At 70.7% G+C, this 17,056-nt stretch carries 16 protein-coding genes and 1 pseudogene; 9 read left to right on the forward strand and 8 right to left on the reverse strand.

From position 1 onward, the window contains the following. Positions 1-406 precede the first annotated feature (406 nt). Positions 407-1,186, reverse strand: a complete 780-nt coding sequence (locus ASG63_RS10425; protein WP_056215579.1) for a helix-turn-helix transcriptional regulator — start codon at positions 1,184-1,186, stop codon at positions 407-409. 645 nt (positions 1,187-1,831) lie between these two features. Between ASG63_RS10425 and ASG63_RS10430 the strand changes: the two genes are divergently transcribed. Together ASG63_RS10430 and ASG63_RS10435 are read left to right on the forward strand one after the other, a co-directional pair. After that, positions 1,832-3,292 (forward strand): tetratricopeptide repeat protein, encoded by a 1,461-nt coding sequence (locus ASG63_RS10430; RefSeq protein ID WP_056215584.1) that lies wholly within the window; start codon positions 1,832-1,834, stop codon positions 3,290-3,292. 80 nt (positions 3,293-3,372) lie between these two features. Further along, a complete protein-coding gene (locus ASG63_RS10435; RefSeq protein WP_056215588.1) occupies positions 3,373-4,674 on the forward strand; it encodes an SLBB domain-containing protein in 1,302 nt (433 codons plus the stop codon). On the opposite strand, the gene ASG63_RS10440 is transcribed toward ASG63_RS10435, so the two are convergent. Further along, on the reverse strand, positions 4,671-5,084 hold the full coding sequence (locus ASG63_RS10440; RefSeq protein WP_056215591.1) for a phosphorelay protein: 414 nt from the start codon (positions 5,082-5,084) through the stop codon (positions 4,671-4,673). The genes ASG63_RS10435 and ASG63_RS10440 overlap by 4 nt on opposite strands. Before the next feature lie 645 nt (positions 5,085-5,729). On the opposite strand from ASG63_RS10440, the gene ASG63_RS10450 reads away from it, so the two are divergent. Genes ASG63_RS10450 through glmS form a run of 3 tightly spaced genes read left to right on the forward strand, consistent with a single transcriptional unit; the run spans position 5,730 to position 9,301 of the window. Next, positions 5,730-6,506: a sugar phosphate nucleotidyltransferase gene (locus ASG63_RS10450; RefSeq protein WP_244472537.1), complete on the forward strand. Its 777-nt coding sequence runs from the start codon at positions 5,730-5,732 to the stop codon at positions 6,504-6,506. 4 nt (positions 6,507-6,510) lie between these two features. Continuing rightward, positions 6,511-7,440, forward strand: coding sequence for an NAD-dependent epimerase/dehydratase family protein (locus ASG63_RS10455; protein ID WP_056215598.1), 930 nt, complete (start codon positions 6,511-6,513; stop codon positions 7,438-7,440). Between the two features lie 34 nt (positions 7,441-7,474). Beyond that, positions 7,475-9,301: a glutamine--fructose-6-phosphate transaminase (isomerizing) gene (glmS, locus tag ASG63_RS10460; RefSeq protein WP_056215601.1), complete on the forward strand. Its 1,827-nt coding sequence runs from the start codon at positions 7,475-7,477 to the stop codon at positions 9,299-9,301. 186 nt (positions 9,302-9,487) lie between these two features. Here the strand turns inward: glmS and ASG63_RS10465 are convergent, their stop codons facing one another. From ASG63_RS10465 to ASG63_RS10475, 3 genes are all read right to left on the reverse strand, one after another. Then, positions 9,488-9,745 (reverse strand): hypothetical protein, encoded by a 258-nt coding sequence (locus ASG63_RS10465; protein WP_056215604.1) that lies wholly within the window; start codon positions 9,743-9,745, stop codon positions 9,488-9,490. Between the two features lie 9 nt (positions 9,746-9,754). Further along, positions 9,755-10,357 (reverse strand): amidohydrolase family protein, encoded by a 603-nt coding sequence (locus tag ASG63_RS10470; protein WP_056215607.1) that lies wholly within the window; start codon positions 10,355-10,357, stop codon positions 9,755-9,757. 125 nt (positions 10,358-10,482) lie between these two features. Then, positions 10,483-10,731, reverse strand: coding sequence for a hypothetical protein (locus ASG63_RS10475; protein ID WP_056215611.1), 249 nt, complete (start codon positions 10,729-10,731; stop codon positions 10,483-10,485). Positions 10,732-10,889: 158 nt separating this feature from the next. Here ASG63_RS10475 and ASG63_RS10480 point away from each other — a divergent pair, with 158 nt between their 5' ends. Together ASG63_RS10480 and ASG63_RS10485 are read left to right on the forward strand one after the other, a co-directional pair. Further along, positions 10,890-11,102 carry a hypothetical protein gene (locus ASG63_RS10480; RefSeq protein WP_056215615.1) on the forward strand — a complete coding sequence of 71 codons (213 nt, stop codon included), beginning with the start codon at positions 10,890-10,892 and terminating at the stop codon, positions 11,100-11,102. A gap of 157 nt (positions 11,103-11,259) precedes the next feature. Continuing rightward, positions 11,260-12,678, forward strand: a complete 1,419-nt coding sequence (locus ASG63_RS10485) for a phosphatase PAP2 family protein (RefSeq protein WP_056215618.1) — start codon at positions 11,260-11,262, stop codon at positions 12,676-12,678. A 46-nt stretch (positions 12,679-12,724) separates the two neighbouring features. Here ASG63_RS10485 and gcvA read toward each other — a convergent pair whose 3' ends face one another. Next, the gene (gene gcvA, locus ASG63_RS10490; protein ID WP_056215621.1) at positions 12,725-13,609 is read right to left on the reverse strand and encodes a transcriptional regulator GcvA; all 885 of its coding nucleotides are present in this window, start codon (positions 13,607-13,609) and stop codon (positions 12,725-12,727) included. 94 nt (positions 13,610-13,703) lie between these two features. On the opposite strand from gcvA, the gene ASG63_RS10495 reads away from it, so the two are divergent. Beyond that, positions 13,704-14,951 (forward strand): MFS transporter, encoded by a 1,248-nt coding sequence (locus ASG63_RS10495; protein ID WP_056215626.1) that lies wholly within the window; start codon positions 13,704-13,706, stop codon positions 14,949-14,951. 46 nt (positions 14,952-14,997) lie between these two features. On the opposite strand, the gene ASG63_RS10500 is transcribed toward ASG63_RS10495, so the two are convergent. Both ASG63_RS10500 and ASG63_RS10505 read right to left on the reverse strand, forming a co-directional pair. Continuing rightward, positions 14,998-15,504 carry an ureidoglycolate lyase gene (locus ASG63_RS10500; RefSeq protein ID WP_056215630.1) on the reverse strand — a complete coding sequence of 169 codons (507 nt, stop codon included), beginning with the start codon at positions 15,502-15,504 and terminating at the stop codon, positions 14,998-15,000. 59 nt (positions 15,505-15,563) lie between these two features. Further along, positions 15,564-15,773, reverse strand: a pseudogene (locus tag ASG63_RS10505) ((S)-ureidoglycine aminohydrolase); the annotation flags it as partial. A gap of 590 nt (positions 15,774-16,363) precedes the next feature. Here ASG63_RS10505 and ASG63_RS10510 point away from each other — a divergent pair. Further along, entirely contained in the window at positions 16,364-17,044 is a 681-nt protein-coding gene (locus ASG63_RS10510) for a cysteine hydrolase family protein (RefSeq protein WP_056215638.1), read from the forward strand. The last annotated feature ends 12 nt before the right edge of the window (positions 17,045-17,056 follow it).

Consider the following 17,056-nt stretch of genomic DNA (forward strand, 5'->3'; position numbering starts at 1 on the left):
ATCCGATGCGCCCCGCTCACCCGCCGCCGCAGTCGTCACCGCATGGCCTCCCACAGGCATCCGCGGCAGGCCACCGAAGTCGATCGCCGGCGCACCGCAAGATCCTGAAACATCTTGAAAAGAGCAGGAATTCAGCTGGGAAGAAATATCGCCGGACCTAGCGATCTTGGATTAGCGCAGGACCAATGCTGTCATCCGTCCGTGTTACCCGTCCGGCCGCCCGTCTTCCGCCCGGCCGAGGGGGCGCGCCCGGTCGGCCGGGCGCGGCTCGGATCCGGGCGGCGGACGAAGCCCCGTGTCGGACCACATCCGTCCGATCCCTTGGGGATGGCGGATGCGGGCTTCGCTCGAGCGCCGCGCCGGCTTGCCGATACGGACACCGCTTCGCGATCGAGCGGAGCCCGCATCAGGCGTTGTGCGTCACCGTCAGGGTCTGCGCGGCCTTCGCCTGATCCGCGGAGGGCCGGGCGTGGAACCAGGCGCCGCCGAGATGGGGAGCCCAGGACACCACGCCTTTGGTGTTCACCAGATAGGCGAGCTCGGTCCGGTTCTTGGCCTGGAGCTTCTTCATGATGTTGCGCACATGCACCTTCACCGTGTTGGTGCACATGTTGAGCTCATAGGCGATCACCTTGTTCGGCTTGCCGATCTGCAGGACGCCGAGCACGGCCGCCTCGCGCTCCGTCAGCCGGACCGACCCGCGTCCGCGCGCCTCCGCGGCCGGAGGCGCGGGGGGCGTGCAGACGATCCCGGACGGGACGAAGCAGCCGCCGGCCAGCACCAGGGCGATGGCGCTCTGGGCCACCTTCACGGAACTCGTCATCGGGATGAATCCGCTGAGCCCCCGTCGCATCGCCTCGGTGACCTGATGGTAATCCTCGAGTTCCGACAGAAGGACGATCGGAACGCCGGGACTGACGCTGACGAGGGTATCCAGCTCGCTCTCCATCTGGGCGATGCTGCGATGGGTCGCCGCGATCACGATGACGGAGGCCGGGGGCCGTTCCGTCGCGGCCTTCTGCCAAAGTCCGACGCTGCAGAAGCCCAGGACCTGGGGGGCGTCGGCACTTTTCTGGATCTGGGAGATCAAGCTCTCCCGGAACAGGACCCGGGGGTCGATGATGACGACCGTGGATTGTTCCGCCCTCGCAACGGAAATGCCCGATTCGATTGCGACGAGTGACATAGTCAGCCCTCCCATGCGGTCTTCGGCATGCGCCGACTCCAGCGCCACTCGTGAGATCCGAGATGTGTGCCGCGACGATTTGATTAGCTACATTGGGATTGTGCGGATTACAAGCGATTACTTAACGATCGTTTCAGTATTAATCTTTGATAGAATATCGGTAGTTTTTCGACTTCCGGAATAGGGAATTACCGGTCTCCTTCGGGATCGATCGTGGAAAGCCGGCTCCGAATGCTCTGCTGAAACCTTGTGGGCGCTGGCCTCGGCGCGCGCAGGCTCCCCACGCGCGGCTGGGAGCTGTCCTCCGTGAGCCACAGGGGGAGCGGACGGTACGGTTCCCAAGCGGCAACGCTCACGGTCTCCTACGTCTGTTGACCGAGGATCGTCTGCGTCTGTCGAGCAGATCCCGATAAAAAAGGAGTCCATCCTTTAGCGAAAAGGAATTAGTTTCACCGGTTTTGGACGCATTCGCGGTATCATCCAGCTTGAAAACCTTAGTTTTGAATTCTTGTGTTTTGTTTTTTACTTGCTCTCATGGCTCGCATCGGAGCTTGGGTGCGGACAACGCGTCATGTTGGCCAGTCACGGCACATCGTCGATCGGTCGTCCTCGTGAACCCGGACGCGCGGGTGCGGCGGGGCGGCCATGAGGATCGGCTGGCGCTTCCTCGGTCTCTGGGCCTTTGCCGCCGCCGCGACCGCCTACGCCCTCTCGCCCGGCTCCGAGGAGCAGCTCGCGATGCTGGCGCGGGACGGGCGAACCAGCGAGGCTGCGAGCGAGTTGGCGCGGCTCCTCGCCCTGGGACGCCGGGATCCGGCCTTCCTCGCGGCGGCCGCGCGCGCCCTCGAGTCCACCGGCAACCGGGGGCTCGCGGAGGATCTCCTCGAGCGGTACCTGGTGGAGCGGCCCGGGGACGTGCAGGTCCTGGAATGGCTCGCCAATCTCTACCGGGCGTCCGACGACCGTCCGGCCGCCACCCGTACCCTGGTGACCCTGGTGGCCCTGGCCCCGACCCGGCCGCGCCTGTGGGCGCTCCTCGACCTCTACCGGGCCCAGGAGCGCCTCGACGAGGAGCGCGAATTCCTGAAGGGCATCGTCGACGAGACGCTGCTGCGGCCCGTGGACGTCGAGCGCCTGGGCATTCTCCTGTCCTGGGCCGGGGAGCGCGCGGCGGCGTTGGACGCCCTGCGCCGGGCCGACGCGCTGATGCCGGCCACGCAGGAGATCGGTCGGATCGTCCTATTCGACCTCCTTCTCGCCGAAGGCCTGCGGGAGGAGGCCGCCGAGCGCGCCGGCCATTGGGTCGCCGATTGGCGCGACAAGCCCTGGCTCGGCGTGCACGTGGTGCGCCGGATGGCGGCGCGGGGGGACCCGGCTTCCGCCGTCGCCCTCGGCGCGCAGGTGATCGCCCTCAGCCCGGCGACGCGCTTCTACCTGGCGCGGGTGGTGGCCGAGGACGGGAGCCGGCGCATCGCCACTATGCTCCTCGAAGACTGGGCGCAGGGCGGTCCACAGCCTTCCTCCGACGCGGTGGCCGGCTACGTGGCGGCCGCCTATGCGGTGGGAGACGTCGCGGCGCTCTGGCGCAAGGCCTCGCGGATCCTCGCCGAACCCGGCTGGTACGAGGCGCAGATCGCGATCGTGGAAGCCCTGGCCCTGCGCTACGGCCTCGATGCGATCGCGCCGCTGCGGCCCCGCCTGCCCTGGGCCGCCCTGCAGCGCCAGCCCCTGTTCGCCGCGCGGCTGGCGCTGCACGAGGGCAACCCGTTCCTGGCCCGCCGCGTCCTCGAATCCGTCGATCCGGAGACCCTGACCGCTCCGGCCCGGATCGAGTGGGTGGCGCTCGTCAGCCTGATCTCCGGCGACGCGGCGGCCCTGGCGGCCCTGGGCGATCTCCTGCGCCGGGACCGGCTCCCGACCGACCTGCTCCCGGTCCAGCTGCGGCTGGCCGAGCGCCTCAACCATGGCGGAGAGCAGCGCCTCGGCCTCGACGCCCTGCGTCGAAGCGCCCTCGCCCCGGCGACCATCGCGCGGCAGGCGCAGGCCCAGCAGGCGCAGGTTCAATCCACAGCGAAGGCCGGGCTCGACGCCCGGAGTGTGCAGTGAGCGGCGCCCCGACGACACCCCGATCACCGGGGCGAATCCCACGAACACGCCGAATCCCACGAACTCAAGGAGCCGAGGTCATGTCGAGATGCCGAGCCGTCGCCTTCGCGGTGCTCACCCTTCTGGCCGGTCGGGCGGCCCTGGCCGAGGGCGGGCCGGTCCTCCGCGCCGGGGACCGGCTCAAGATCACCTTCTATGAGACCATGGAGATCCCCAATCCGGCGCCCGGCGACAAGGGCCAGTCCGCGGGCGCCGCCGCGGTGATCCAGACCTTCTACCAGCGGGTGGACCTCTCGGGCGAATACGCCGTCGAACAGGGTGGCGCCCTCTCGCTGCCGTTCTTCGGCTTCGTCCCGGCGGCCGGAAAGCCCCTGGAGACGCTCAAGACCGACCTGATGGGCGTCTTCGAGACCGCCTTCGGCCGGCACGGCGGGGTCACGGTCGGCCTCGTGCAGCGTGCGCCCGTCTTCGTCGTGGGGTCCGTCCGCGCGCCGGGTGCCTACCCGTACGCGGGCGGCATGATCGTGCTGCAGGCGGTGGCCCTCGCGGGGGGGCGCGACAAGGATCCCGCCACCCTCTCGGGGGTGGTGGAGACCCTGCGGGAACGGGAGCGGGAGGACGGTGCCCGCACCCGGCTGAAGCGCGCGCTGGCGCGCAAGGCCGCGCTGACCACGGGACGGATGGGCACGGAGGCGCAGGAGCGGCTTCGGACCCTGGCGGGACCCGAGGAGGCGACGGCTCTCCTGGGCGCCGAAGCGAAGGTGCTGCGCCTGGAGGCGAGCCTCCAGACCAGCGACGAGGGATCGCGCAAGGCCGCGGCGGACGCCTCCGGCACCGAAGTCGACCTCCTGCGCAAGCGCCTGGAGACCTATGGGGCCCAGATCGCGGCCCGCGGCGACCGGTTGCGCACTATGGAGGCGCTGTTCTCCCGGCAGGTGGTCGAGAGCGAGCGCGTCGCCGACGTCCGCCGCGACTTCATCGACATGGAGGGACGCCGGCGCGACTACGAAGTCGGGATCCTGCAGGCGGAGCAGCGCCAGAGGATGGCCCGCGAGGCCCTGGACCAGGGCAATGCCCGGCACCGCCTCGCCGCCGAGCGCGAGATCGCCCTGATCGATGCCGAGATCGTCTCCGCCGAACGCGCCCTGTCGACGGCCTCCGTCGTGGGCGCGACGATGAGTGCGGGCTGGGCACGCGATCCGGTCCTCGCCTATCGCATCGTGCGCAGCGGGGCCGGCGGCGCACAGGTCCTCTCCGTCACGGAGACCGACACCCTCGAGCCCGGCGACGTGCTCAAGGTCGTGATCGATCCGCGCGGAGACGAGCATCCCCGGAACGCCACGGCCGAGGCGACCCCATCCCGGGCCGACGCGGCACCCTAGCCGTCGGATCGAACGCCGGACGGTCGGCCCTGGCCGGCGGCGGATCGCGGATGGGTCGCCGGGCTGGTCGCCCGCGGCCGGCCGTGGGGCGCGAGCGCCGCCGCGCATGCGGCGGACCGGCGGGCCAGCATCCGCACCGCGCCGAGCCGCCGGCGGAAGGTCTCGGGCCCGGCCTGCGCGATTCGCCGCTCGTCGCGGCCGTCGAGGGTGCGGCAGGCGTCCGAGAGCGCCGTGAAGCCGAGCGTCCCCGCCGATGAGACGCAACTTCGGGCTTCGAAGCGCAGGCCGTTGCGAGCCTCCTCGGTCTCGGCCTCGTACAGGAAGCGCGTGTCCAGTTCCTCCGCGAAGGCCAGGAGGAGGCCGGTGGTGAGCGGCGCGCCGATAGGGCGACGATCTCGTCTTACGACCATCTCGGTTTTCGATGCGGCGATCGACGAGGCCGGATTCCGCGGCCGCCTGGTCGGCGGGCGGCATCGCCCCCGACCCCGAGCACGGCCATTTGTCGACCATCCGGTCGAGGGCGGCCCGGTGGAACGGCTTGCCGATAGGGTCGTCCATCCCGGCCTCCCGGAACATCCGGATCTGCTCGGGCAGGACGTTGGCCGTCATGGCGATGATCGGCGCCGCCAGGCGTTCGGCGTCGTTGAATGCGATCGGCGACCTGCGCGTGCGCTCGCCTGGAGCGGAGCCGTGACCGGGCAGGCCACGCATCAACCTCGTCGACGAATGTCGGTCCATGCGACTTTGCGGGAGGGACGTCCCGGCGGCACGTGGGAGCCCGGAGCGATGTCCGGGCTTCACGCTTTGGAGGGGCTCCCCCCAACTGCTCTACACCGTAGCGAAATCGGGTTAGTGCGCGCGTCCCTTGGATGCGGCCGCTAAGCCCACCATGGCGGTTGCTATGAAGTCTTAAAAATCCGTTAATCCCTACTGCGAGGACAATATTCGTCAGCCACAAATTCAATTTCAATCGGAAAATTTAGGAGGGCGCAATGCTTGAGGTCGTTCCGGACCGGGCAGATCATCATCTGAGATCTTCGGAATCCGCGCATGCGTTGCATCTCTACGACGCGGCATCCGAGCGCCTGGCGCCGCAGATCACCTCGACGCCGGCGATCAAGCAGGCGGTGGTGATGGCCGGCGGCAAGGGGACGCGGCTCCATCCCTACTCGGCGCTGTTCCCCAAGCCCCTGATGCCGCTCAACGACATGCCGGTCCTGGAGCTGCTGCTGCGCCAGATGAAATGCGCGGGCATCACCGACGTGATCCTGGCGGTGAACCACCTCAGTCACCTGCTGGAGGCGTTCTTCCGGGACGGCGAGCGTCTGGGCCTCAACATCCGCTACCGGCTGGAGGACCAGCCCCTCGGCACCGCCGGCGCCCTCGGCGCCATGCTGGACGACCTCGACGAGGCCTTCTTCGTCACCAACGGCGACCTTCTCACGACCCTCAACCTGAAGAACATGATGGCGGCCCATCGGGAGGCCGGGGCCGACATCTCGATCGGCGTGTTCGAGCGCGAGGTGAAGATCGATTTCGGCCTGATCGAGATCGACGAGCGCAGCCGCATGACGGCCTATCGCGAGAAGCCGAAGAGCACGCACTTCGTCAGCATGGGCGTCTACGCCCTGTCGCGGGAGGCGGTGCGCCAGCACCTCGTGCCCAACACCTTCCTCGACATGCCCAACCTCATCGCCCAGGTGAAGGCGGCCGGCGGCGACGTGGCCTGCTTCCACGAGGATTGCGTCTGGCTCGACATCGGGCGTCCCGACGACTTCGCCCTCGCCCAGCAGATGTTCGTCTCGGATCGCAGCCTGTTCCTGGCCTCGTGACCCGATGTCGTCGCACCAGCCGGGTGGCGGCATCCTGATCAGCGGCGCGGGGGGCTTCATCGGCCGGGCCCTCGCCACGCATCTCGACGGGCGCGGACTGCCCGTCGCGACGGTCGGCACCCGGCGGGATGTCCGGGCCGAGCACTGGACCGTGGCGCCCGGGCACTGGAGCGTCGCGACCTGGGGGAAGGCCCTCGACCATTTCCGGCCCGCCACGGTGTTCCACCTCGCCGGCGCGACGCAGGGGACGCCCGAGGGGTTGCAGGCGGTCAATCTCGGCCTGGCCCAGGCGCTCTTCGCCGCCCTGCGCCGCACCGGGCTGCGCCCGACCGTCATCCTGGCGGGAAGCGCCGCCGAGTACGGCGAGGCCGTGGTCGACGGGGTTCCGGTGCGGGAAGACGCGCCCTGCGCACCGCTCACGGCCTACGGCCGGAGCAAGCTCGCCCAGACCCGGGCCGCCCTCACCTTCGCGGCCGAGACCGGAATCCGCGTGCTCGTGGCGCGGATCTTCAACCCGATCGGGCGGGGATTGCCCGGCCATCTCGCGCTGGGCGACTTTGCCCGCCAGATCGACGCGTTCGGTGCCGGCGGCGGAACCCTCGTCACCGGCGACATCGAGGTCTGCCGTGACATGCTCCTCGTCGAGGATGTCGCCTGGGCCCTCGCCGAGCTCGCCGCCAATCCGGCGGCCTCCGGGGTGGTCAACCTGTGCACCGGCGTCCCCACCCGCATCGGCGACCTCCTGGAGGGCATGATCCTGGCCTCCGGCAAGCCGATCACGATCGCCCATGACCCGGCCCGGCTGCGCCGCGGCGAGCGCCGGGTCATCGTCGGCTCGCCCGACGCCCTGGCCGCCCTCGGCGCGAAGCCGCCGCGGCGCGACCTGCGCCAAGCCGCCGGTACGATGCTGACGGCGCCCCTGCGCGCCGCCTGAGCCTGCCGTCCTTCCAGCCTTCAGGAGTCCACCCATGTGCGGAATCGTCGGAATCGTCGGCCGCGAGGCGGTTGCGGGGCCCGTGGTCGAGGCGCTGCGGCGCCTGGAGTACCGGGGTTATGATTCCGCCGGAATGGCCACCCTGGAGGCGGGCCGGCTGGAGCGGCGCCGGGCCGAGGGCAAGCTCGTCAACCTCCAGCTCAAGCTGATCCAGTCGCCGCTCACCGGCCCCATCGGGATCGGCCACACCCGGTGGGCGACCCACGGGCGGCCCAACGAGACCAACGCCCATCCGCATGCCACCGCGCGCCTGGCGGTGGTCCATAACGGCATCATCGAGAACTTCCGCACGCTCAAGCGGCGGCTGGAGGCCGACGGCGTCGCCTTCGAGACCGAAACCGACACCGAGGTCGTGGCCCAGCTGGTGAGCTGGCACATGGAGCGCGGCCTGGACCCGGTGGAGGCGGTGGCCACCACCCTGCCCCAGCTGCGCGGCGCCTTCGCCCTCGCCTTCCTCTTCGCCGGCGAGACCGACCTGCTGATCGGGGCCCGCCACGGCGCTCCCCTGGCGGTGGGGTTCGGCGCGGGCGAGACCTATCTCGGGTCGGACGCCCTGGCGCTGGCCCCGCTGACCGATTCGATCACCTACCTGGAGGACGGCGACTGGGCCGTGCTGACGCGCCAGGGGGCCGAGATCCGGGATACCGCGGGGGCGCCGGCCACCCGGGCGCGCCAGACCATCGTGACGCAGAACTACCTGGTCGACCGCGGCAACCACCGCCACTTCATGGCCAAGGAGATCCACGAGCAGCCCGAAGTGGTGGGCCGGACCCTGGCCCATTACATCGACCTCGCGGCGAGCCGCGTCCGGCTTCCCGTGACGCTGCCCTTCGACTTCGCCGACCTGACGCGCCTGTCCATCACCGCCTGCGGCACGGCCTACTATGCCGGCCTCGTGGCCAAGTACTGGTTCGAGAGCCTGGCGCGCCTGCCGGTCGAAATCGACGTCGCCTCCGAGTTCCGCTACCGCGAGGCCCCGCTGAGCCGGGGCGAGGCCGCCCTGGTGATCTCGCAATCGGGCGAGACCGCCGACACCCTCGCCTCCCTGCGCTACGCCCGCGCCCAGGGTCAGCACATCCTGGCGGTCCTTAACGTGCCGACCTCCACCATGGCGCGGGAATCCGATGTGGTGCTGCCGACCTTCGCCGGACCCGAGATCGGGGTCGCCTCCACCAAGGCCTTCACCTGCCAGCTGACGACGCTCCTGTGCCTCGCCATCGCGGCGGGCCGGGCCCGCGGGCATCTCGACGCCGACGCGGAGCGCCGGCTCGTCGACGCGCTGATCGCCATGCCCGGCCTCCTGGCGCAGGCCCTGCGGCAGGAATCCGAGATCCAGGGCCTGGCCCAGGAGATCGCGAAGGCCCGCGACGTGCTCTATCTCGGCCGCGGCACCGCCTATCCGCTCGCCCTCGAAGGGGCCCTGAAACTGAAGGAGATCTCCTACATCCACGCCGAGGGCTACGCGGCGGGCGAGCTCAAGCACGGCCCGATCGCCCTGATCGACGAGGCGATGCCGGTCATCGTGATCGCGCCCCACGACGCGGTGTTCGAGAAGACGGTGTCGAACATGCAGGAGGTCGCCGCGCGCGGGGGACGGATCGTCCTCATCGGCGATGCCACCGGGGCGGCCGCGCACGGCCTGGATACCCTGGCGACGGTGATGATGCCGGAGGTCGAACCGGTGGTGGCTCCGATCCTCTACGCCGTCCCGATCCAGCTCCTGGCCTACCACGCGGCCGTGACCATGGGGAAGGACGTCGACCAGCCCCGCAACCTCGCCAAGTCCGTTACCGTGGAGTGACCGTCACGGGGTCGGCCCCCAGGGAAACGGCCCATCCCGGGGCTTGCGCCGTTCTGGCATACCAGACCCGCGCCCGGCGAAGTGGTGCCGGCCGGAGGACCCGTTAGGAAGGACGGACGCTTTCCTCCCAGAGGCGAACACCTCCACCCGCCCGGCTCCGGCCGCGGCGGGTTTCTTGTGCGGGCGTCAGGATTTCGGAACCGGTTTGTCGACCTTGGGGTGGCGCGGCTTGACCCTGGCGTAACGGGTCGCGAGGGACCGTGAGCCCGCGGGCTGCAGGCGCATGTCGCCGTAATAGTCGTTTCCGCTCGGGCCGAACGATCCGCCGGTCACCACGCCGGGGGTGTCGGGCGCACCCATCAGGCGATCGAGCGGTCCGGCCGCCACGGCCGCGGCGTGGAGAGAGACGCAGAGGAGCAGGCCGGCGGCCGAGATGTAGCGCATGACCGGACCCTAATCCGCCTCCCCTGCACGGAGCCTTAACGAAGCCCTGGCGGGAAGCCGTAGAGCCGGTGCGGATCGTCGACGAAGTACTTCCGCCGCCGCTCCGGGTCCGGAACCCAGTCCGCCACCAGGTCGAGCAGGTCGCCGATGGCGGGCATCGGGCCCCAGGTCGCCACGTGCGGCCGGTTCGAGCCCCAGTAGGGAGCGATCCGGCGCGGCCTCGTTCAGGGCCCGCGCGAACGGGACCGTGTCGGCGTAGGGCGGCCCCGCCGTGGAGGTGCGGGACGCGCCCTGGAACTTCAGCCAGGCGCCGTCGCGCACGAGGTCGACGAGGGTGCGGAAGCCCAGATCCGCGCGGCCCGCGGAGGTGGGGACATGGCCCATGGAATCGCCCATGGGATCGCCCATGTGATCGATGACCACCGGCACCGGCAGGTCGCGCGCGTCGAGGAGGACCTGCAGGTGCCAGCCCATCTCGCGGGCGAGCTGCTCGTAGGCCTCGACGTCGGCGAGACCGACGCCGCCGCCGACGAGGACGTTGAGGCAAAGCGCCGTCACGCCGGCCTCCTGGAGCGCGGCGAGCGCCCGGTGGGGCAGGCCGAGGGGAATCAAGTCTTGTCCGACCTCCTGTCGATCCGCGCAGGCCTTCTCGATGACGCCCGGCCCGGAGAAGCCCGGCCGGCTCCTCCGGGCCCACCCGCGTTCAGGGCCGCCGCCGCGGCTGGAGGTTCAGGGCTTCAGTTCTGTTGCGGCGGCTGCTGAGCCCCGCTCGGCTGCTTGTCTTTCTTGTTCGCCTTGCTGTGCCCGACGGCGCAGCCGGCGGCGGCGCCCATCTTTCCATGCCCGGCCATGTGTCCGGCGACGCCGCCGACGACCGCCCCCTTGATGCAGCCCTTGGCCTCCGCCTGGCCCGCGAGGGCGATGAGACCCAGGGCGAGGCCGGCCGTCCAGGCGAGACTGGTCTTCACGGATGACGCCTTGTTCATGGATGATTCCTCCGATTGCCGTGAGCGTCCAACCGGATGCGGGATCGGCGTGTTCCAGCGGGGAACGGAGACGGGACGGATCGGCGACGGCGCGAAAGGCTGTGGTCCGGGCCGGCCGCGCCCATTGCCGGCAACCGTTCGTCCGCCACATGAGGCGTATGGCCAGCGATCTTGAGCACGAACGGCATCGCCGTCCCGATGAGATTTCCCTGCCGACCCTGAACGAGGCCACCCGGCTCCGTCTCGGCCGTCAGCTGCAAGCCCTCTACGAGCCCGTCATCGACGAGCCCCTCGACCCGCGGCTCGCCGAGCTGATGGTCCAGCTCGACGCGGACCGGGACGCCTCCATCGGCCCCGGTCGATCCGCCTGACCCGTCGACCGCATCCGGCACGGTCCCGACGTCCGGCCGTCACATACAACTTCTATGACCCGATCCGAGCTTCCCGATCCCGTCCGGTCCGGGCCCGGGATTCCCGGGGGCCGGAGCCTCTGGACCGGGAGCGGCACCGGGCACCGGAGACGACACCATGGCGAAGACGCTGAGATCCTGGACGACGGCCCTGTGCCTCCTGTCGCCCCTCCCGGCCGCGGCGCAGTCGGCGCAGACCCTCGCCGCCCTGAAGGGGCTCGCGCCCGTCAGCGCCCTGGGCGCGAGCGAGACGGGACGGGCCGCCCTCGATGCCAACCTGACGGTCACGGGCGCGATTCAGGCCGGGACCGGCGCGGTGCCCTTCCTGTTGCCGCTCCGCGATCAGCGTCAGCTCGCCCTGCGCGATTCCTTCATCACCGACGGAAACGCGACGGAACTCGCCGACGGGCTCGGCAGCAGGCTCGGCGGCGTCTACCAGGCCAAGGCCCGCTACGCCGCCGACGAGACCTTCACCAACGTGGCGCCGTCCGTCGCCGACCTCCTCGGCTACACCAACCACGTCGCCAAGTCCGACTCGAATGCGGGCAAGTACTTCTTCGCGAACGCCACCACCAACGGCAAGGCGCCGGTCTCGGAGGCCGCCGCCGTCCTCCTGACGGAGCGCGGCGGCACGACGGACGTGTTCGGCAAGGCCTATGGCCGACCCGCCGGGACGCCGGGGAGCGATGCCCACGGCGATGCCCGTCCGTTCCAGACCCTGCCGAGCCTGTTCGCCTATCGCGGCACCGACTACTTCGGCCGGCCGTCCCACAGCCTGGACTGGCTGCGCGGCCCGCGCATGAACCTGCTCGACAGCCCTTCGTATCCGAGCGGGCACACCACCTACGGCTACACCGAATCCGTCGTGCTCGCGATCCTGGTGCCGGAGCGCTACCAGCAGATGATCACCCGCGCCGCCGAGTACGGCACCAACCGCATCGTCGTCGGGGCGCATTACGCCATGGATGTGCTGGGCGGACGGGCGGTCGCCCTGCACGCGGTCGCCCATCTCCTGGCCAACGATCCCGCCTATGTGGGCCAGATGCGTCGCAACCCGGCGGTGGTCGCCGAGATGGGCCGCGATACCCACGCGGCCGTGACGATCCCCGATTATCGGGCGGCCGTCGAAGCCGCCCGCACGGACCTGACCGCCTTCCTGAAAGACGCCTGCGGCGGCACCGTCGCAGCCTGCGCGAGCGCCGATACCGGACGCTTCCGCGATGCCGCCGCCAACGCGGCCCTCTACGACGCGACCCAGACCTACGGCCTGCCCGTCGTGCATCCGCAGCGGGTCGGCACGACGGACGATGTCGGCCGGCTCGCGCCGGAGGCCGGACACCTGCTCACGGCCGCCTTCCCGGTGCTCAGCCTCGCGGAGGCCAACGCGATCCTGACGGAGACCCAGGGACCGGGCGGCGGGTTCCTGGACGACGGATCGGCCTTCGGCATCTATGCGCGTCTCGATCTCTACGCCGCCGCCGGCAAGGCGGCCGCCCTGGCCGCCGCCAAGCAGGCCCCGTCTCCGGCCCCCCGGTGAGACCGGCGGACGGGGCTCGCCGGGGGACCGGCGACGGCCCCGGGCCTCAAGGGTCGGCCGCGGCGACCAGCCAGGCACAGAACGCGCGGACCGAGGGGTCGTCCGCGCGGGCCTCCGGCACGTAGGTGAAGTAGCTTCGGGCCGGCAGGGAGGGGCCGGCGAAGGGGCAGGTCAGCCGGCCGGCTGCGACGTCGTCGGCGATCAGCCGCTCGGGCCCCATCGCCACGCCGAGGCCGTCGAGGGCGGCCTGGAGCGTGAGGTAGAAATGCTCCAGCGTCACCGAGGCCCGCGGCTCCAGGCCCGGCACCCCGGCGGCCTCCAGCCATTGCGGCCAGACCTGGGGCAGCGTCGCCGCGTGCAGCAGCGTGTGACCCCGGAGCTGTCCCGCCTCCGTGAGCGGCAGGCGCCGCAGCAGGGTGGGACTGCAGACGGGGATGCGGCGCTCGGTGAGGAAGGGGCGCCCGATATGGCCCGTCCGCCGGTCGGGGCCACCCCGGATGGCGACGTCGAAGGGCTCGGCCAGGTTGGCCAGGGGCACGTTCGAGGTGGTCAGGCGCACCTCCACGGCGGGATTGGCGCGCTGGAACCCGGAGAGCCGCGGGATCAGCCAGCGCAGTGTGAAGGTCGCCAGCGCGTTCACGCGGAGCAGGCGTGGCCGTCCGCGCTCCACCTGTCGCGTCGTCGCGAGGGCGATGCGGTCCAGGGCGGCGCCGATCTCGGCGAGGTAGCTCGCGCCCGCCTCCGTCAGGACCACGCGGCGGTTGTGCCGCTCGAAGAGGGGCTGGCCGAGCCAGGCTTCGAGCGCCTGGACGTGCCGGCTCACCGCCCCGTGGGTGACGCGCAACTCCTCGGCGGCCCGGGTGAAGCTGGCATGGCGCCCGGCGGCCTCGAAGGCCTTCAGCGCGTTCAGGGGCGGCAGGCGACGCAGCACGGGTCAGGTTTCCTCACGCGAGCGTCAGCATAAGGCGTTTGTCAGCCGCGGACGAGCGGGTGATCCTGCGTCGGCAAACCAGGATCAGTTCCGCATGTCGTCCGCACAGGACCTGAGCGCTCCGTTTCGAACGTCCGTCGTCGGCGCCCCGCCCCGCCCGGGGGCGCGGCGGACGCTGGCGGCCGTCGGCCTCAACCACGCGCTGCACGACGGCTACACGGACCTGATCTACATGCTCCTGCCGGTCTGGCAGGCGGAGTTCGCCCTCGGCTACGCCGCCCTCGCCCTGCTGCGCAGCCTGTACAACGGTGCCCTCGCCGCCCTGCAGATGCCGTCGGCCCGACTCGCGGCCCTGTTCGGCGCGCGGCGGGTGCTGGTGCTCGGAACCCTGCTGAGCGCCGGCGGCTATGCCCTGGCCGGCCTCTCGGGGAGCCTGGCCGGCCTCTGCCTGGCCCTGACCCTCGGGGGCATCGGCAGCAGCACCCAGCATCCCCTGGCCTCCGCGGTGATCGCCCGCGCCTACGGCCGCTCGGCCCGCGGCCCGCTCGGCACCTACAACTTCACGGGCGACCTCGGAAAGGCCAGCGTGCCGCCCCTGCTCGGCCTGCTGCTGTCGCTGATGGACTGGCGCTCGGCGCTCTGGCTCATCGCCGCCCTGGGCCTCGCGGTGGCGCTCGGCCTCCTGCGCCTGCTGCCGCGTGATCCCGCGTCACGGGACGGGGGGGCGGCCGGATCGCCGCGGGCCGCTGCGCCCGGCAGGACCGGAGGCGCCGGCTTCGGGCTGCTCGTGGCCATCGGCACCCTCGACAACGCCGCGCGTCCGGCCTTCCTCCTCTACCTGCCCTTCCTGCTTCAGGAGAAGGGCGCCGGCCTGACCCTGGTGGGCTTCGCCCTCTCGGCGGTGTTCATCGGAGGCGCCCTCGGCAAGGCCGTCTGCGGGCGGTTCGGCGAGCGATTCGGCGTGACCCGGACCGTCATCCTGACCGAGACGGGCACGGCGCTGGCGATCCTGGCCGTGACCGTGCTCCCGCTCTGGCCGGTCCTGGCACTCCTGCCGGTCCTCGGCATCATGCTGAACGGGACCTCTTCCGTGCTCTACGGCACGGTGCCGGAGCTGGCGCCGGGGGGGCAGGTGGAGAGGGCCTTCGCGGTCTTCTACACCTGGACCCTCGGCGGCAGCGCCCTGGCGGCCCCCCTGCTCTACGGGCCGCTGGGCGATGCGGCCGGGCCCCGCGTCGCGATGCTCGCCGCCGCCGCGACGGCGCTGGCCGTCGTACCGCTCATGGTCGTCCTGTCGCCCCGCCTCGCCGCCGGCGCCTCCCCGGCCGCGGAGCCGCGCTGACGGGCGGGCGCGGTCCCGCCTGTCCGGTCCGGAGGCTCGAGACCGCTCAGGGCGCCGGGGGCGCCTGGATCGTCCAGGGCTGATCGAACACGTATTCCTCCAGGTTCGTGCCCAGCCCGCCGCGGTCGACCACGAGAAAGTCCTGGGGGGCGCCGACGGGGGTGAGCACCCCGTGCCACGTCCCGATGGCGTAGCAGACGCCCTGCCCCGACGCCGTGACGAAGGCCCGCGGCCGGCCGGGGCGGCCGCCCTCGTCGGGGCAGACCACCACGAGGAACGGCGCCCCATTCAGGGGCAGGAAGGCCTGTGCGCCCAGCGGATGGCGCTCCACGAGGCTGACGGCGAGGGGCAGGCCGTAGGGGTCGGCCTCGACGTAGCCGATCACCACGTGCCCGTCCGCGCCCGCCACATGCACCTGTGCGAGGTCGTGGAAACGGCGGGCCTTGCCGGCATTCATCGGACGCGGCGCGACGGCGTCCTTGTCGATGACCGTGCCGAACGGGGCGAAGGCCTCCGCCGTCAGCGGCGCGGCGACGATGCGACGGTCGCTCATGGGTTTCCCCGGAGGGGTGCGAGGGATGGATGCCGGTCGACGTCCTTGTGGAGGCGGGACTGGCCGAAGGTCTCGCAGAAGCCCGAGAGGGGGCGGGCCAGCATCCAGGCCTGGGTGTGCTCCCAGAAGGGCAGGACGGAGGTGACGATGTCGCTCATCACGCCCCGGGGGATGACGGCGTAGGCCTCGGTGAACACGGCCCTGCCGGTCATCAGCGCGGTCTGGGGCGGCAGGCCGCCGCAGGGCGGGTTGTCGGGCGAGGCGGTCATCCAGAGGGCTCCGTGCCGGGCAGGTGTGACGAACTTCACCGGAGCGCGTCAAGACGCCGGGACGCGGACCACGGGCCGTGGCGGTTCGACGGTCCCGTTTCCCAGGGGATGGGAAGCCCTGCCGAGCGCGCCGCGACGGCGTCGGGCCGGGAGGAGCCCCCTGGCGTCCGGTCACCGGACCGCTGCAGCAAGACGTTGCGGCACGACTTGCCTATTGGTCCATCAGTTTGCCTATTGCCCTAGCAATTCAAATTTTTATATTGCTTAAACTGCCAATAGGATATCGATATTCGGGTCCAAGAAATAACTCAGCTGATTTGTTCATCGTCTCGTCGTCCGGCCTTGCGCCGCGAAACGCCGAGAAGGGTCCAGATAGAAAAATCGATGCATCCGGCGAGAGGGCAGCCAAAGGCTCACCCCTTCGTCTCCGGTGTTGCTGGGCTTCTGAGCTTGGCGGGGGGCTCTGTGCATGCCCCTTCCTCTCAATGCCCGGACATACGGTCCCGCGTTCAAGGCCGTGTGGATCGCTTGAAAAGTCTGTGTCGGAACACGGCGCCGGTCCTTCGGTGCCGGAGCGGGGAGCGGTACCCATGCGAAGCTACGTCGACGGCGAAATGCGGGATCTCGGAGCGGCCTTCGCTCCGTATTTCGATCCGAAATCCACGGCGATCGTGTCGATCGACCTGCACCGCGGCCATCTCGACGACGATCCCGCCTGCCCCTGTCCGGCACCGCGCGCCCGCGCCATCGTGCCGGCGGTCGATGCGTTTCACGACTCCGCGCGGGCGGCCGGCATCCGGATCATCCACGTCCGGAGCAAGCTGCGTCGGGGCGGAGTCGACGACGTCAACGGCCTCAAGGCGGCCTGGCGCCTCGTCTTCCCCCTGCATGTGGGCGAAATCCCGAACGCCGACGAGCATGCGATCGAGGGGACGCGCTGGAACGCGTTCGTCACCCAGGTGACGGACGACGACCTGATCGTCGAAACCAAGAAGAGGCTCTCGGCCTTCTACCCGACAGACCTCGACTTTCTTCTGCGGAACCTCGGCATCCGCACGGTTGTCTTCGACGGCTGCCTGACCGACTGCTGCGTTCTCAACTCCGCCTTCGATGCGTCGAACCTCGGCTACCACGTCGTGGTGGCCGCCGACCTCGTGGCCGGCACCAGTGCGGCGCTGGAGGACGCGGCCTTGCGCATCGTCGCGACGCATCTCGGCCTCGTCACGGAGGCCGCCGAGATCCTGGCGGCCTGGCGCGTCCGGGCGGCGTGAGGACGCGGCCGG

Source organism: Methylobacterium sp. Leaf94, assembly GCF_001426045.1.
Taxonomy (GTDB): domain Bacteria; phylum Pseudomonadota; class Alphaproteobacteria; order Rhizobiales; family Beijerinckiaceae; genus Methylobacterium.

What these genes read in the sequence shown, in the direction of transcription:
- ASG63_RS10425 (WP_056215579.1), bottom strand. Translation starts at nt 1,186, where the DNA reads ATGTCACTCGTCGCAATCGAATCGGGCATTTCCGTTGCGAGGGCGGAA.
- ASG63_RS10430 (WP_056215584.1), top strand. Translation starts at nt 1,832, where the DNA reads ATGAGGATCGGCTGGCGCTTCCTCGGTCTCTGGGCCTTTGCCGCCGCC.
- ASG63_RS10435 (WP_056215588.1), top strand. Translation starts at nt 3,373, where the DNA reads ATGTCGAGATGCCGAGCCGTCGCCTTCGCGGTGCTCACCCTTCTGGCC.
- ASG63_RS10440 (WP_056215591.1), bottom strand. Translation starts at nt 5,084, where the DNA reads ATGGTCGTAAGACGAGATCGTCGCCCTATCGGCGCGCCGCTCACCACC.
- ASG63_RS10455 (WP_056215598.1), top strand. Translation starts at nt 6,511, where the DNA reads ATGTCGTCGCACCAGCCGGGTGGCGGCATCCTGATCAGCGGCGCGGGG.
- glmS (WP_056215601.1), top strand. Translation starts at nt 7,475, where the DNA reads ATGTGCGGAATCGTCGGAATCGTCGGCCGCGAGGCGGTTGCGGGGCCC.
- ASG63_RS10465 (WP_056215604.1), bottom strand. Translation starts at nt 9,745, where the DNA reads ATGCGCTACATCTCGGCCGCCGGCCTGCTCCTCTGCGTCTCTCTCCAC.
- ASG63_RS10475 (WP_056215611.1), bottom strand. Translation starts at nt 10,731, where the DNA reads ATGAACAAGGCGTCATCCGTGAAGACCAGTCTCGCCTGGACGGCCGGC.
- ASG63_RS10480 (WP_056215615.1), top strand. Translation starts at nt 10,890, where the DNA reads ATGGCCAGCGATCTTGAGCACGAACGGCATCGCCGTCCCGATGAGATT.
- ASG63_RS10485 (WP_056215618.1), top strand. Translation starts at nt 11,260, where the DNA reads ATGGCGAAGACGCTGAGATCCTGGACGACGGCCCTGTGCCTCCTGTCG.
- ASG63_RS10495 (WP_056215626.1), top strand. Translation starts at nt 13,704, where the DNA reads ATGTCGTCCGCACAGGACCTGAGCGCTCCGTTTCGAACGTCCGTCGTC.
- ASG63_RS10500 (WP_056215630.1), bottom strand. Translation starts at nt 15,504, where the DNA reads ATGAGCGACCGTCGCATCGTCGCCGCGCCGCTGACGGCGGAGGCCTTC.
- ASG63_RS10510 (WP_056215638.1), top strand. Translation starts at nt 16,364, where the DNA reads ATGCGAAGCTACGTCGACGGCGAAATGCGGGATCTCGGAGCGGCCTTC.